General features: G+C 59.8%; 15 protein-coding genes. 4 read left to right on the top strand and 11 right to left on the bottom strand.

Annotated elements, in window-relative coordinates; all coding sequences use genetic code 11:
• Positions 1-165 precede the first annotated feature (165 nt).
• From ACYU81_RS03350 to ACYU81_RS03310, 9 genes are read right to left on the bottom strand one after another with little or no spacing between them, the layout of a single operon-like run.
• Positions 166-2,109 (bottom strand): hypothetical protein, encoded by a 1,944-nt coding sequence (locus ACYU81_RS03350; RefSeq protein WP_460986338.1) that lies wholly within the window; start codon positions 2,107-2,109, stop codon positions 166-168.
• Positions 2,109-3,653 carry a hypothetical protein gene (locus tag ACYU81_RS03345; protein WP_460986336.1) on the bottom strand — a complete coding sequence of 515 codons (1,545 nt, stop codon included), beginning with the start codon at positions 3,651-3,653 and terminating at the stop codon, positions 2,109-2,111. Before ACYU81_RS03345 ends, ACYU81_RS03350 begins: the two co-directional genes overlap by 1 nt.
• The gene (locus ACYU81_RS03340; RefSeq protein WP_460986335.1) at positions 3,650-4,666 is read right to left on the bottom strand and encodes a glycosyltransferase family 2 protein; all 1,017 of its coding nucleotides are present in this window, start codon (positions 4,664-4,666) and stop codon (positions 3,650-3,652) included. The genes ACYU81_RS03345 and ACYU81_RS03340 overlap by 4 nt, the downstream gene beginning before the upstream one ends.
• Entirely contained in the window at positions 4,663-5,049 is a 387-nt protein-coding gene (locus ACYU81_RS03335; RefSeq protein WP_460986334.1) for a GtrA family protein, read from the bottom strand. The genes ACYU81_RS03340 and ACYU81_RS03335 overlap by 4 nt, the downstream gene beginning before the upstream one ends.
• Entirely contained in the window at positions 5,046-5,960 is a 915-nt protein-coding gene (locus ACYU81_RS03330) for an NAD-dependent epimerase/dehydratase family protein (protein ID WP_460986333.1), read from the bottom strand. Before ACYU81_RS03330 ends, ACYU81_RS03335 begins: the two co-directional genes overlap by 4 nt.
• On the bottom strand, positions 5,957-7,051 hold the full coding sequence (gene rfbG, locus ACYU81_RS03325) for a CDP-glucose 4,6-dehydratase (RefSeq protein WP_460986332.1): 1,095 nt from the start codon (positions 7,049-7,051) through the stop codon (positions 5,957-5,959). Before rfbG ends, ACYU81_RS03330 begins: the two co-directional genes overlap by 4 nt.
• The gene (gene rfbF, locus ACYU81_RS03320) at positions 7,033-7,809 is read right to left on the bottom strand and encodes a glucose-1-phosphate cytidylyltransferase (RefSeq protein WP_460986331.1); all 777 of its coding nucleotides are present in this window, start codon (positions 7,807-7,809) and stop codon (positions 7,033-7,035) included. The genes rfbG and rfbF overlap by 19 nt, the downstream gene beginning before the upstream one ends.
• A gap of 37 nt (positions 7,810-7,846) precedes the next feature.
• A complete protein-coding gene (locus tag ACYU81_RS03315) occupies positions 7,847-8,710 on the bottom strand; it encodes a transketolase family protein (protein ID WP_460986330.1) in 864 nt (287 codons plus the stop codon).
• Positions 8,703-9,551: a transketolase gene (locus ACYU81_RS03310; RefSeq protein ID WP_460986329.1), complete on the bottom strand. Its 849-nt coding sequence runs from the start codon at positions 9,549-9,551 to the stop codon at positions 8,703-8,705. Before ACYU81_RS03310 ends, ACYU81_RS03315 begins: the two co-directional genes overlap by 8 nt.
• A 60-nt stretch (positions 9,552-9,611) precedes the next feature.
• Here ACYU81_RS03310 and ACYU81_RS03305 point away from each other — a divergent pair, with 60 nt between their 5' ends.
• From ACYU81_RS03305 to ACYU81_RS03290, 4 genes are all read left to right on the top strand, one after another.
• Positions 9,612-10,532 carry a class I SAM-dependent methyltransferase gene (locus tag ACYU81_RS03305; RefSeq protein WP_460986328.1) on the top strand — a complete coding sequence of 307 codons (921 nt, stop codon included), beginning with the start codon at positions 9,612-9,614 and terminating at the stop codon, positions 10,530-10,532.
• A gap of 103 nt (positions 10,533-10,635) precedes the next feature.
• The gene (locus ACYU81_RS03300) at positions 10,636-12,147 is read left to right on the top strand and encodes an ArnT family glycosyltransferase (protein WP_460986327.1); all 1,512 of its coding nucleotides are present in this window, start codon (positions 10,636-10,638) and stop codon (positions 12,145-12,147) included.
• A gap of 62 nt (positions 12,148-12,209) precedes the next feature.
• On the top strand, positions 12,210-12,461 hold the full coding sequence (locus ACYU81_RS03295) for a type II toxin-antitoxin system RelE/ParE family toxin (RefSeq protein ID WP_460986326.1): 252 nt from the start codon (positions 12,210-12,212) through the stop codon (positions 12,459-12,461).
• 13 nt (positions 12,462-12,474) lie between these two features.
• Positions 12,475-12,762: a HigA family addiction module antitoxin gene (locus ACYU81_RS03290; RefSeq protein ID WP_449473697.1), complete on the top strand. Its 288-nt coding sequence runs from the start codon at positions 12,475-12,477 to the stop codon at positions 12,760-12,762.
• Positions 12,763-12,857: 95 nt separating this feature from the next.
• On the opposite strand, the gene ACYU81_RS03285 is transcribed toward ACYU81_RS03290, so the two are convergent.
• Complete coding sequence (locus tag ACYU81_RS03285; RefSeq protein WP_460986325.1) at positions 12,858-13,895, bottom strand: tyrosine-type recombinase/integrase; 1,038 nt, start codon at positions 13,893-13,895, stop codon at positions 12,858-12,860.
• 48 nt (positions 13,896-13,943) lie between these two features.
• Positions 13,944-14,345, bottom strand: coding sequence for a transposase (locus ACYU81_RS03280; protein WP_449473693.1), 402 nt, complete (start codon positions 14,343-14,345; stop codon positions 13,944-13,946).
• Between the last annotated feature and the right edge of the window lie 185 nt (positions 14,346-14,530).

The raw sequence follows: 14,530 nt of genomic DNA, 5'->3' as shown, positions 1-14,530 counted from the left end.
GCTCGGAGCAGCCGCTCAAGGCCAGAATCGACTAATATACCCGTAGCGAAAGACTTCCTTACCATGGCAAGCGTAAGCGGAGGTGCTGCTTTATGCGTATCGTGACGCCGCATCTATAGAAGTTTAAACGTGCACTGCAGCAAGCGCGAACCAAGATAAATGGGCTTAAAGCGGCTTGGTAGCTGCCGTGCTGCGCGGCACGAGATAATATGCCCGGTAACTGCCGAACGACTGTTCTCGCTGCACGTCATAAGCCACCCGGAAGGCGTTCACCCAATGCCGATGATCGGCGTCTGCCAGAATCCACCCGGGCCGACGGTAAGCAGCCGCGCTTCGGCGGATGTAATGTTCAATGGATGCCTGGGGCAGCGGCACAAAGTTGGCGAGGTTGTTCACGCTGGTCCATGCCCTACCTGAGGAGCGAACCATCAGGTAGTTGTGATCGAATAGGGCGATAGCCTCGGCTTTCTGATCCCGGAGATAGCGCAGGCCAGCGATTGCATCAGCGGACAATATCGCGGGGCGATCATTTGCTTCGGGGGTAAAGCGCGCAATCAGCCGGTATGGTCCGAGATGTAGCGCCCCGGCCCGGGAGGCGCCTTCTCGCCAAGGTCTAAAGTCGAAGGTGACTGTGAAAGCGACCATGGCGATGAGTAAGGTGTGGATGAAGGCGCGTCCGAAACGTCGCGCCGTGTCGCCGACATTGTTGAGATTGGCGAGAGTGGCAAGTAGCACCGGAATCAACAATGGGAACAGGTTGAGGACGTTATTGTCGTGACTGCGGCTGATATAATACGTGCCCGCTGCCAGGAAACCCAGTAAGCAGGCATAGAGGGAGCGAGCCCTGCCTGACAGGCCCTGTCGCGCCAGCACGGCGATGCCAAGCGCAAGTGCCGCAAGCGCGATCCAGATAGTCCCGACAGGATTGACGGGCAGCGCCCCTGGGGGATGCTGCACATAGGCGAAGAAATCCTCCAACGAGATCGCCTTGGCGGATAGCAGCCAGAGGGTAAGCGCAAGGACGCAGATTCCGGCCGCCAAAGCTGCCACGCCTCGGACGGCCCCTCGAACGAGAGCAATGATTGCCCCGCGCCGTCCATCTGCTGCGGTGGCATCGCGCAATGCCAGATATGGCCACCAGATCAAGGTTCCGAAGAATGCCGCTTCAGGCGACCAGAAGAGGTCGATCAACCAGATGGTATGCCCGATCCAGTCGCGGCGGACTTTGCGTTGTTCGGCATAGAGTATGTGAAGTAGCAGCGTGGAAATTGACAGGAACCGTAGTCCGGCGACTGAAGGCGTGATCACCGGCCCGGCGAAATTGCTCGGAAAGCCAGTCCACATGAAAGCTGCGCAAAACATCGCCAGTAGCGCCAGCCAGCGCACGCCCATAGATGATCGCGCGGTCAGGACGATCACGATTCCTGCAAGAGTTGCAAAATAGAGAGCGTTGGCGGCGACGGTCACCTCATACATGCCGCGCCAGCAATCCTGGCCGCAGCTTGCCATCAGAGTGACCGTAGGCCCTAGCCCATATTGTATTGGGAAATCCCGGTAGGGCACGCCACCGCCTCGCCATGCTTCCACCGGCGCCAGGTAGGCGCCCCAATGATGCCAGGCGAGGTAGATGGTGTCCGCCGACTCGAAAGGTGCGGTCAGAAGCCCGGCGCCGATGCCGATGACCCCGCATAGCAGCATCGTTGGGAGCAGTCCCGATTGCGTCGCGACAGCGTGTGGTTTCCAGCGCGGCAGAAAGCCGGCTCCCACAGCAAGCGGGGCGGCGATCATCGTTGGGATGAACCCGAATATAGACGATTGCGTCCACCAGATGGTGGTGGCGAAGAGTAGGACGGCCGTCATGCCGCCTAAAAGTGCCACGGTCCCGAGGCCGAAAAGCGGGATCAGGACAAATATGCCCATCAGTGGGAAAGCCCCGTGCCGGAACGCCGTTAAAGCTAACGCTGCCATCAGGAGCAGCGCACAACTGGCCAACTCCACACTGCGCTGTCGATCTGCCTGCGAACTAAAGGCCGACGCTGAATAGGGCGTCAGCAGCACAGCAAACAGCAGCGCCGCATATACAGACAATGTCATTATCGATGAAGTCATCAGCGGCCCTGCACTTTGAGGAAGGGCGGCCCCGGTGTATGCCATGGGCGGTCCCAGCATCGATCCCGCTCGACGGATCTCACGCGATCGACGGGCATCACCCTGAAGGGTATCGAGCCACTAGGCGCGAAATAAGAACTGTATGAAGAATGCAATGTTGATTGGCGTTCCCATACGCCCGTCACCGAACAACGTGGTATTGGAGATGGGGCGAAGCGGAGGGCATTCGCAATGCCTACAACCCCGGTTACCGAGCCGAGGACGATGATTACGCAAAAGCTAAGTTTCTCGCGCAAGCCTACAATCCGCGTTGCCCAGTCGGCATAGGCCACCGCCAGGATCGCCAGCGGTACGATGGATGCGCGGGTTTGAAAATCGTTGAACATGCCGATGGCCCAATTTGGCATCAGGAAAAGGCATACAGCCACAATGGCGAGGCTCGTCCGATCGACGCGATTGTTGCGGTCGAAAAGGGTCGGCAGGAGAAAAGGCACAACCTCCAGCAGCATGATCACGATATAAAGGATCACATTGGGAGGGCGCAGACCGCCTCCCACGCTCGTCGAATCCGTCACCAGATAAAGAAGAGCCGGAACTGCGATGGCGGTCGCGATCAGGCAGAGCGATAGGTCGAGCCGGTTCCACGAACGAGAACTAATTGTCCGCAGCCCTGCGAAAAGCGCAAAAGGTGCGGCCCCAAACAGGATGAGCGGCGACCATAATGCTACGAGCGGCAAGGTTGCGCCGAATATCCCGATCGGAACAAGATTTCTGCGCCACAGGAGATAGGTGAGAGCGACAGCCCAGCCAGCAAGAGCGTGCTGCGGGACCCAGAATAATTGAGTGATATGGGCGCTATATTGAAAACCTGCGGCCCAATCTTCGATATGGTCCCACCGCGTATGGCCGGTGGCCCATTGCTCGATGAGACTGCCCAGAATGTCGAGACCGCTGAACGCCACAAAGATGGTGAGGGCAATCCACCGTGCGCGGCGCCCTTGAAACAGGACTGAGCCAAGCGCGAACAGAAGGCCGAGCACCACGCAGTTCTGCGTCAGCAAAATCCAGTCGCGGGCGACCTGACTTGCACCGCCGAGCAGAGCGGGGAGAAAATACATGCCGATGGGCGCGCGCAATATTTGCGATCGGCCTTCCAGCCAGTAATCGAAGGGCCACCGATGCTTCCCCATGTCGGCGAGTACCGCATCGCGAACCTGCCAGTCGGTGGGAGCGTAGAAGAGGCGTCCTTCTCCGCCGAGCATCAGTAGGATAGCAGCGACCAGGAGACAGATCAGGACGGTCGATAAGTCGATGCGGCACTCGCCTGGCGTCGCTCGGTAAGCCAGGAATCCAAGTAGCGCTGGCCCACCAACAGCTAGCGCCGTCACCAGCAGGGACGGCTGGCCGAGAAAGCCCAAGAGCAGCACGTTGTCCAAGCCGAGCAAGGCAATGAGCATCGCCGCCAGTGCGCGAAGCGGAACGGATATTGTTGATGTAGAACGTCCGGGATTGGCCGCCGACGTCAGCGCTGGCGACAGCGTCACGCAGCCTCCACGCCGATTTGCTGCTGCAGGTCGTGCACCGAGTTGCCGGCAGCCGCGTCCATCGACACAGCTTCCATATTGAGTCGTTCACGCTCTACGACCAATGGCCGTTTGCGAACCTGCGCATGGATCGACGTCACATATTCGCCCAATATCCCCATGAAGGCAAGTTGAATGCCCGACAGGAAGAAGAGGGCGACGATCAGCGTCATCATCCCGCGCGGGGCAAGATTGGGCCAGATGAAATAGAGGCAGACCGAAGCCGTCGCGTAGAGCATGCAGAGCAGCGCCATGGTGATACCGGCGAAGGTGCACAGGCGCATCGGCACATTGGTGAAGCTGAAAATGCCGTTCAGTGCCTGGTCAATCAATCGCGGCAGGTTGTTTTTGGAGATGCCCGATCGCCGTGCGGCCCAAGTATAGGGTACGATGACGCGACGGAAGCCCACGGAAGCGATGATGCCGCGGATATAGGGATAGTGATCGTCATGGCTGACGACCGCTTCCCATACCTTGCGGTCAAGAAGCTGGAATTCGCCGACATTCACCGGGATGTCGATGTCACTGAAACTGCGTACTGTGCGATAGAAGATCGCGCGGCAGGTACGAAGCGCGAGGCTTTCCTGACGGTTAACGCGGGCGCCCGCCACGACTTCCACACCACCTTCCCACAGCTTTACGAACTCCGGGATCATTTCCGCCGGGTCTTGAAGGTCTGCGGGCAGGAAAACGACGATGGCATCGCCCGTCGCGGCGCGAAGCGCATTGAAATTGGAGCGGAAGGGGCCGTAATTGCGTGCGTTCAGGATGACCTTCATCGAAGGGTCGCTGGCCGCCAACAGACGCAGGATGTCCTGCGTACCGTCGCTGCTGTCATTGTCGGCGAAGATATGCTCACGCGCGTAGCCCGCCAGCGGTGCGCCGGGTGCGAACAGCGCGGCGACGGCATCGCGGCACGCTTCGACATTGTCGGCCTCGTTGAAGCAGGGCGTCACGATGGAGATTGTCTTCATGAGGTCTGCTCCGGCGAGGCCGCGAACACGAAGCGGCGCATGGCGAGGAATGTTAGGGTGAAGATCGGCAGGACGAGGGCCTGTGCGAGCAGCGGTCCAAAGCCCGCACGCATGGCAACCTCGAGCAACAGGATGTTGAGGCTGAGCATGAAGCCGTAAACGATGAGGAAGCGCGGCAGTCGGCGCAGTTGACGCGAGCGGAATACGGCGCTCGTCGTCAGGAAGTTGAAGAGGACGCCTGCAATCGTGCTGACCGTCACCGCTACGTGAGGCTTGATGCCCATCAGCACTTGGGCGCTGTAGACGCTGTAGCCGAACAGCGTGTTGATCCCGCCCGCGACGAGGAAGCTGATGAAACGGCGATCAAGGGCGGGCATGTTCATGCGGCCTCCCTCAGGAAATCGACCACGCTGACAAGACCATCCTCGATCATGATGTGGGGGGTCCAGCTGGTCGCGGCGGTCAGGCGGCTGCAATCCCCTTCCAGATGCATGATTTGATTGGGGCCAAAGGGAATCTCGCCGAAGGTCAGCGGAAGGCCGGGGCAGGCAAGGTCGCGAATACGCTCGACGATCGACCGGACTGTAACCGCGCGACCGCTCGACAGGTTGAACACCCCTTGCGCGCTCTCCGTCACGGCGGCCGCCAATATGCCCTGCGCGCAATCGGCGATGTGCAGATAATCCCATTTTTGCGTGCCCACACTGGTGCGCGGCGCCTGGCCCGCAAGGATCTGGGCCGCCACTGACGGGATCAGCCAATTGGGATTGTCGCCGGGACCATAGGGCGAAAAGAGACGTAGCCAGGCGAAGCCAATGCCCGCCTCGCTTGCGCGTTGGCGCGTCAGATGGCAGGCGGAAAGTTTGGCCGCACCGTAGAGGAGGAAGGGCTGAGTTGCGGCGTTTTCGTCGATCCGACGATCATGCCTGCCATATTCCGCCTGGCTGCCGATACCGATGAAGCGACGGGTGCCTGCCGCGATAGCGCTGTCGAGCAGATCGACTGTCGTGCGGATATTATCGATCTGAATGTCCCCGGCGCGATTGGGACCGCCCACGCCCTCCCACGCAGAATGGATGACGTAATCGGGGCGCGCCTCTGACAGCACAGCGCGAACGGCATCGCGATTGGACAAGTCGGCGACGGCGATCTCACAGCGCCCCGCCCACGACACCGCGCGCGGAGACGAGGGATTACGCACCAATGCCGTGACCTGATGGCCCTCGCGGGCGGCCAGATCGGCGACGGCGGCGCCTACGAAGCCACTTGCACCAGTGACGAATATCCGGCTCATGCTGGCGCCATGGCGAGGAAAGCCTCTGCCTGCGCGCGAGTGATGGCGCGCTTGTCCTCAGCGCGATACCAGGCCGCTGTCAGCGCGAGTGCTCGATCAAGCGTAAGGCGCGGCCGCCAACCGAGCGCTCCAGCAGCGGCAGAGGAATCGAGCGTCAGCATCGCAGCTTCGTGCGGATGATCGCCGGGCTGCGCCGCCCAAGGCTGAGCTACACCCCAATGACGGCCCAGAAGATCGATGACGTCGCGGACCTTTGCCATGTCGGCGGGCGCCGGGCCAAAATTCCAACCCCGCGCGAAGCGGACGGGATCGTCGGTCAGCGCTTCGGCCAACAGCAGGTAGCCCGCCAGTGGCTCGAGCACATGCTGCCAAGGGCGCACGGCTTCCGGATTGCGGATCTCCAGCGTTAGCCCCGCCGAGAAGGCACGGATTGCATCCGGCACCAGCCGGTCGGCCGACCAGTCGCCGCCGCCAATGACGTTACCGGCGCGAGCAGTGGCGAGACCAGTGCCCCGCTCTGCAAGGAAGCTGTCGCGCCAGCATGCGCTCACCAGTTCGGCGCAGGCCTTGCTGTTGGAATAAGGGTCATGGCCACCGAGCGGCGCATCTTCGCGGTAGCCTTCGATGCGGCCGTCATTGGCATAGCATTTGTCGGTCGTGACGGAGACGATCGTGCGAATGGACGGCGTTTTGCGACATGCCTCCAGTACATGGGCGGTGCCCATGACATTGGTCTGATAAGTGGCGAGTGGATCGGCATAGGATGCGCGCACCAGCGGCTGCGCGGCGAGATGCAGGACGATCTCCGGCTCGGCTTGAGTGATGATTGTCTCAACAGCGGCTGCATCGCGAATGTCCGCGATATGATGATCGCAAAGGTCAGCGCCGCCGATCAGGTCGAACATGGCGGGCGTGGTGTCGGGCCCTAGCGAAAGGCCTGTGACGCGAGCACCGAATATATTGAGCAGGCCAAGCAGCCAGCTCCCCTTGAAGCCGGTATGGCCGGTCACGAGCACCCGTCGCCCAGCCCAGAAGCGGGCGTTCGGCGTAAGCGCCGCCGCGCTGGCGCGCTCTAGTGCCAGGTTTTCCATGGGGCCTCTTGCCGTTCCCACATGCCTTCAAGCATCTGTCGGTCGCGCAATGTATCCATCGGCTGCCAAAAGCCATCGTGGAAGAAGGAGCGGAGCTCGCCATCCGACGCCAGACGCTCCAGTGGCTCGCGCTCCCAAACGCAGCTGTCGGAATTGCTCAGGTAATTTCCGATGGAGCGATTAAGCACGAAAAAGCCGCCATTGATCCAGCCGCCTTCATCCAGAGGCTTTTCAGCGAAGGCCGCGACGCGGTCCCCTTCGAGGTCAAGCTGACCATAGCGGCTGGCGGGACGCACCGCCGTCACGGTCGCCTTGCGCCCATGCGAGCGATGGAAATCGATAGCCGCGCCGACGTTGAGATCGCTGACGCCATCGCCATAGGTCAGGCAGAAATCCTCGTCATCGCCGAGATATTGCATCGCCTGACGCAACCGCCCGCCCGTCATGGTCTCCGCACCAGTGTCGATCAGGGAAATCTTCCAATCCTCGCATGCGTTGCGATGCACGTCGGTCGTGCCTCGCCGCAGGTCGATCGTCACATCCGACATGTGGAGGGCGTAGTTGAAGAAATATTCCTTGATCATGTAACCCCTGTAGCCGAGGCACACGATGAACTCATCCACGCCATGCTGGGCATAGATTTTCATGATGTGCCACAGGATCGGCTTGCCGCCGATTTCCACCATGGGCTTGGGCCGGACCGATGTTTCTTCGGCGAGGCGGGTGCCTAGGCCCCCTGCAAGGATGATCGCTTTCATGGGTCAAATCCTATGAACAGGCGTAGTTAAAAAAGAGTTATGCAGCGAGTCCGCCAATCCGATTGAGCGCGGACTGGCTGGCCACCAGGTCGCAGATTTCCGCAGACAGGGCGATCGGCTCGATGCAGGCGGCGGCAGCCGTGCCCGCCACCGATTCCATCAACCATGAACCAAAGCCGCCGTCCACGAGATGATCTTCCAGCGTCGTGACGCGGGCATGCTGCGCGATCTGGGCAGGCTGGTCCGCCTTCGCGGCCATGCTCCACAGCGGAAGGGACCACACGGCCCGGCCATCTGCCCGCCCGATGGCCGCGCCCAGAGCCGCGCCGGTCGAGAGCAGAACGGAGCCTTCGCCGCCGTCACGCACCTTGACCCAGCGCCCAGGCGCAATTTCGGGGATGCCGTCGTGGAAGCGTGGCTCTCCAGCCTTGCCGAGCCGCAAATAGGAAGGCCTCGGATTGTCGATCAGCCAACGAAGGCATGCCCGCGTCTCCAACGGGTCGCCGGGTGCGGCGATTGTCATGTTGGGCATGGCGCGCATCAGTGCATAGTCCTGAACGGCATGGTGGGAATAGCCGAGCGCGCCATAGGATACGCCTCCACCGACAGCTACTACCGTCACGGGCAGACGATGATGATCGACGTCGTTGCGGATCTGCTCGGCGCAGCGGAAGGTCGGGAAATTAGCGATCGAATAGGTAAAGACGTGATAGCCCTCGCTCGCCATGCCGGCGGCGAGGCCGGTCATATTCTGTTCCGCGACGCCCGCATTGAGGAAACGGTCGGGGAAGCGATCAGCAAAGGGCTCGATCACGTTGAAGCCAAGGTCGCCGACGATGAGGGCGATATTGTCGTGCGTCGCGGCGAGCGTCGTCAGCTCATCGATGAAGGCGTCACGCACGGCCATTCTCCCCTTCGATTTCGGCCAGCGCCGCTTCCAGTAGCTCGGGGGTGGGGTTGCGATAATGCCATTCCACCTTGTTCTCCATGAAGCTGACGCCCTTGCCCTTGATGGTATGGCAGATGAGCATCATCGGCTTGCCAACCGCCCACGGTGGCCCCTCCAGTGCAGCGGTGAGCGCCTCATGATCGTGCCCATCGACTTCCTGTACGGCCCAGCCAAACGCTTCGAACTTCGAATGCAGCGGTTCGAGCCGCAGCGTTTCATCCACTGACCGCAGGCTCTGCAGCTTGTTATAGTCGAGGATGCAGATGAGGTTGTCGAGGCCATGATGCGCAGCAAACAGCGCCGCTTCCCAGTTGCTTCCTTCGCCCCATTCCCCGTCGCTAGTAAGAACGACCGTGCGCCAGGCCTCTCCTCGACGCTTGGCGGCAAGCGCCTTGCCGGTCCCGAACGGAAGGCCGTGCCCCAGCGCACCGGTGGAAAACTCAGCGCCCGGCACCTTGTGGCTGATATGCGCCATCAGCATCGATCCGTCGGTGCCGTATGTTTCAAGCAGCGCGGGATCGATGAAGCCGGTTTCGGCCAGCGCGGCATAAACCGCGACACAGGCATGGCCCTTCGACAGGATGAAGCGGTCGCGCTCCGGGTGATTTGGGGCTGCCGGATGGACGTGCAAGGCTCTGCCGTAGAGCACTGCCATGATATCGGCGATCGAGAGGGCAGATCCGATATGAGATGCTTTAGCGCGCGTGACCATGCGCAGGGCCTGACCACGAATGCGCGCGGCCAGGGTTAGTGTTTCAAACGGTCGCGCCGCAATCAGCTGTGCTTCTTTCATGCCCCACATTCCCCCGATATGGTTAACATTTGCTCAACCAAGATGCACTAGGCAGATTGCATGAATTACGAACCCATCGTTGCCGCTCGCCACTGCCCTCTCTGTGGAGCCGGGCCCGAACAGGCCGAACCCTTTCTGTCGGATACGCGGGACGAGAGCCGGGTCAGTGCGTCGAGCTTCGCGTCGCGCAAGGTACCGGAATATATGAGCCACGCCATGGTGCGCTGCCGATCATGTGATCTGGCCTATGTGGATCGTCCGCCGACCGTCGCCTCGTTGGCGGCGAGCTATCACGAGGCTGATTATGACAGCGCCGACGAGGCTGAAGACGCTGCCGACGCCTATGCGCGCGCGCTAAGGCCGGTGCTTGAAAGATTGAAGGGGCGGGGGGCTGCGCTGGAAATTGGGACCGGAACCGCAGCCTTTCTGGAACGGCTTGAAAATGCCGACTTTTCCGAACTGGTAGGGGTAGAGCCATCCAAGGCCGCCATCGCTGCCGCACCGGCACACCGTAGGGCATGGATCCGCGAAGGCATTTTCGAAGAAGAGGATTTCGCTGCCGACAGCTTCGACCTCATCTGCTGCTTCATGACACTGGAGCATGTGCAGGACCCAGGCGCGCTTGTAGCTTCGGCTTATCGCTTGCTGAAACCGGGAGGTGTGTTCGTCGGAGTCACACATGACCGCCGCGGGATGCTCAACCGCCTGCTGGGGCGACGGTCACCCATCGTCGATATTGAGCATATGCAGCTCTTCTCGGCGGAAAGCGCGCGTCGTCTCCTACAGATCAACGGTTATGGCGATGTCGGCGGTACGAGCTTCTGGAACAGCTATCGCCCAAGCTACTGGCTGCGGCTTGTGCCGATGCCCGATGGACTGAAGGGCGTGCTCACCCAGATGCTGCGCGGCTCCTGGCTGGACCGTCGGCGGCTCTCCGTGAATGTCGGCAATTTTATGAGTTGGGGGTTCAAGCGTTCCTGAGCCCCAGCTTATTTGGTTCGGCAATCTTTTGCGGCCCGGTGGTTTGTAGGATTTTCGCTAGACTGGTTCCTTCCTTTATCTTCAGATTTTAGTGGGGCTTAAGATGATGATCGGAAGCCGGATCAACGCTCGGTGGTTATGGAATGTGCGATTTTTAGCGGCGCTGCTCACGACATTCGCAATATTCTTTTACCTCGTAGGCAGACCAATCCCGGTGATTATCTGGGATGAAGGGCGCATCATCATCAGCGCCATGGAGATGCGGCATAGTGGTCTCAGTCTGGTGACAACCTATGACTACCACCAGGATCTGTGGAATACCAAGCCGCCCCTGCTCGTCTGGCTCATGACGGGCAGTATGGCTTTGTTCGGAAGCGCGGAGTTTGCGCTTCGGCTTCCATCCGTCCTCAGCTCGATTGGCACGGTTTTGCTGGTCATGCTTTTTCTGCAACGGATCACGTCTTCTGCGATGATAGCCGCCTTTGGCGGCATCGCGCTTGCAGCAAGCATCAGTTTTTTTGGAGAACATGGCGCGCGAACAGCGGATTACGACGCCCTGCTGACCTTCTTTACGACTGGTTATTTGATGCTGCTCTTTTTTGCAGCGCATCGATCGCGTCCCCCTCGAGTCTGGCTGCTGCTGGCTGGCATTATGGGGGCCGGCGCTCTCATGACCAAAGCGGTGGCAGGCGCAGTTCCAGGTGCCGGGTTCCTGCTCTATTTGTTGGTTACCCGTCGTTTCCAGAAGGTGATCAAGAATTCAGACTATCTCATTGGGGCAGTCCTCGCGGTCGTTCCTATTCTGCTATTCCTAGTCCTGCGCGAGCGGGCCAATCCTGGCTATCTGAACGCCATGATTTACAATGATGTCAGCGGCCGTTTCAAAGAGGCGCTGGATGACCATGCCGGACCGCCTTGGTATTATGTCGATGGCACGTTCTTCAGCGGACTGTTTAGCCTTGGCGTGGCGGCTTTGCTTTCTCCCTTCGCGTTGCCGGTTGCAAAGGGACGGGTACGCCTCGCTCTGATCTTTTCCTTGTGTATCGCCCTTGCGCAACTTGTCGTAATCACGATGACGAGCACAAAACTCAGCCATTATTATCTGCCGGCATACCCATTCATCGCCATCGCGACCGCACTTGCCGTTCACGCCATTCTTGGCCGTTTACGTGCACAAGTTAAATCTGGAGCAGCACCACGGCAAAGGCTTTGGCTGGCCACGACAGTGTCAGCATTGCTGCTCACATTTGGGGTGGCGCGGGCAGTTCATGTTGATCACACATTGCTGTTCGAACGTGAACATTATCCCCGTTCGCGCTACGGCGCTCTTTTGGAAGCGCTTTCCCACGAACGTGCGCCGGTGCTGGCGATCGAGCCTGGCTGGAGTATCCCCGACGATCCCCATTATGCACCTGAACTGCGCTACTATATGATGGTCGCCAGTGAAAGCGGGCGTGTTGTGAAGCAGGCTGGCAACCTGCATAGTCTGGATTCCACACCCTCCGGTACGATTGTCGCGACCTGTCATCCAGAGATTGCGCCGATCCTCAAGGCTCGACTGACGACAATTGTGGTTGAGAAGGATGGCTGTGTAGTAAGTCGGAAGGATGCCTAAACAGGCCAAGTGAATGGGAACTCGTCTGACATTTCGGTTACCGCTGCCGTGACCCAAATCCAGTGCCGCAGGGAATTGGTAAGGCGGGCAAGGGCTTCCCTTCCGATTTGTTTCGGGTTGCTGTCCGCAAAGTCGCTATGTTGGAAGCTGCTATAAAGCTGGATGATCTCCGTGCTCCACCAGCCAACCGATTAAAAGCTCTTTCCGGCGACAAAGCAGGGCAACATTCGATTCGGATCAATGACCAGTGGCGTATCTGTTTCACTTGGTTCGACAATGGCCCGGAAAGTGCTGAAATTGTGGACTACCATTGAAAGGAGAACGCTCATGACCATGCTGCAAGTGCCGGTCCATCCCGGCGAAATCCTTAAGCATGAATTTTTGGAGGAAATGGGTATTAGCGCGGGAAAGCTGGCAAAGCATATCCATGTACCCCGCACGCGGACCGAGCGCCTATGTGCGGAGGAGACTTCCGTCACCATTGATACCGCTATGCGGCTGGCGCGGGCGCTGGGCACGACCGCTGCGTTCTGGCTAAACCTTCAGGCGCATCATGACCTGCTGGTGACGGACGCCGCGGACATAAAGGAAATACAGCCGCTGCTTGCAGCCTGACCTTTTATCACGCCGTCCCGAGCGGGCTTTTTTCAGCGTGAAGCGAAAAAGTGGAGTCGGTTCTCGCCGCCGATTCTACCTTTTGGCCGCTCCCTTCAGCTCAGATTATTGATGCAGCCCCACATATGATCCACGCTGACGCTGGAATAGCGCTGGACCATCCGCAGTGACTTCCAGCCGCCCATGTTCATGATGGTGATGAGGTCTATCCCGGCCATCACGCAGTGGGACGCCCAATGGTGGCGCCAGTCATGGACGGTGAAATCCTCGATCCCCGCGCGCGTGCAGGCGGTCGCATGCTGGTTCCTGATCGGGTTGCCGCCGGGGATATTCGCCTTGCGCGTGTCCGAATAAGGCTTGCCAAACCGGTTGAGGAAGACATGGCCCTGTGTCGGCTGTCCTCGTTTTTCCCAGATCGGGTGGAGCACATCGAACACGCGGGAATGCATTGGCACCGATTTGATGACCGCGTTTTTGCTGTGGTTGAGCCGGATGGATCTTTCCTTCATGTCCACTCCATCGACGCCCCACGGGATCTGCAATGCCGTCTGGATCCGCGGACCCTGGAAAGCCAGCAAAGTGATGATCGGCTGGATGTGAGGGGAATAGGCGGCGATCAGCCGGTCTCGGTCTTCCTTGCTAAGGAAGCGCACCCGCTCATTGTTGAACGGGATTGCCTTGATCCGCAGCGGCGGAAGATCGTGCAGATCGTAATGGACATTGATCGCTGCCTGAAACACCGAGCGGTAGCGGTCCTGACCGCCCGGATCATGGCCGGTCAGGTAAGCGCGGCGAAAATGCTCCCACGCCTGCTTGGGTTCGCGCAGGCTGAAGTCGCCGATGATGCCATTCAGTTTGCCGATGCGCAGGATGTCGGATGCGCAAGGAGGCTTGGCCTTTGACAGATAGCTGTCGAAGGCATCGGCGATGGTTCCCTGAGCGACAAGCGCAGCGGGACCGAACATGAGCTGGTGGCGCAGCTTCGTTTCATGTTCCGCCATCAGATGGGCCGCCGCATCGCGATCGGTTGTCCTGAGGCTAAACTCCTGGACCTCGATATGCTTGTCGCCAAGCGAAACCGAGCCTCGGATGTAGTATATGCCTTTCTTTCCACGGGTACGGATTGAGAGCATGTGATCTTTTCCAGTCGCATGTGATTTTGCGCCTTCCCCGCACGGATTTTATCCGCATTCCTGAACGTGGGGCACGCCATGTTTCGTGAAGGTCTGGCGCATTCCGGTGCATGCACGGCGGTGGCTATGCCGGGCTGGTGCAGAGTGTCGCGAGACCCGAAGGGGCTTGTGTCTGTTTCGGAGGATCGCGGGCTCTATGGGGGGCGGAGGCTGCGTGTCGTCTTTTGCTTGCTGACAAGACTGCCTGCTCTGCCGTGGCACAGCACCGTTTTGCAGCCCCAAAATCTGCCGCCGCCACCTGTAAATCTGGTTCGGCCGCAGATCCGCACGGCGGGCAATCTCCGCCACGTTCGCCCCAGGAGCCGCAATCGCCGCCACCAGCTGCCGCTTCTGTTCGTCGCTCCACACCCGGCGCCGCTCGGGCCCCGAAATTACCGTGATCTGGCTCATCGCACCGTCCTTAGTATCGGTGCGAACACCGGCGCTTGCACCGGTGCTATGTCAAAATATCAGGCGATCGCCACAAGGCGGCCCTCACCGGAGCGATACGGCTTGACGACGGGTGAAACGAAAATGTTGGACATTGCAGTCGAGGAGATTCCTTGGCGCGACCTGATTGCGACGCGGAGTATCCG

The organism is Sphingobium sp. TomTYG75 (assembly GCF_054771635.1).
This window is presented reverse-complemented; position numbering and strand designations above follow the sequence as displayed.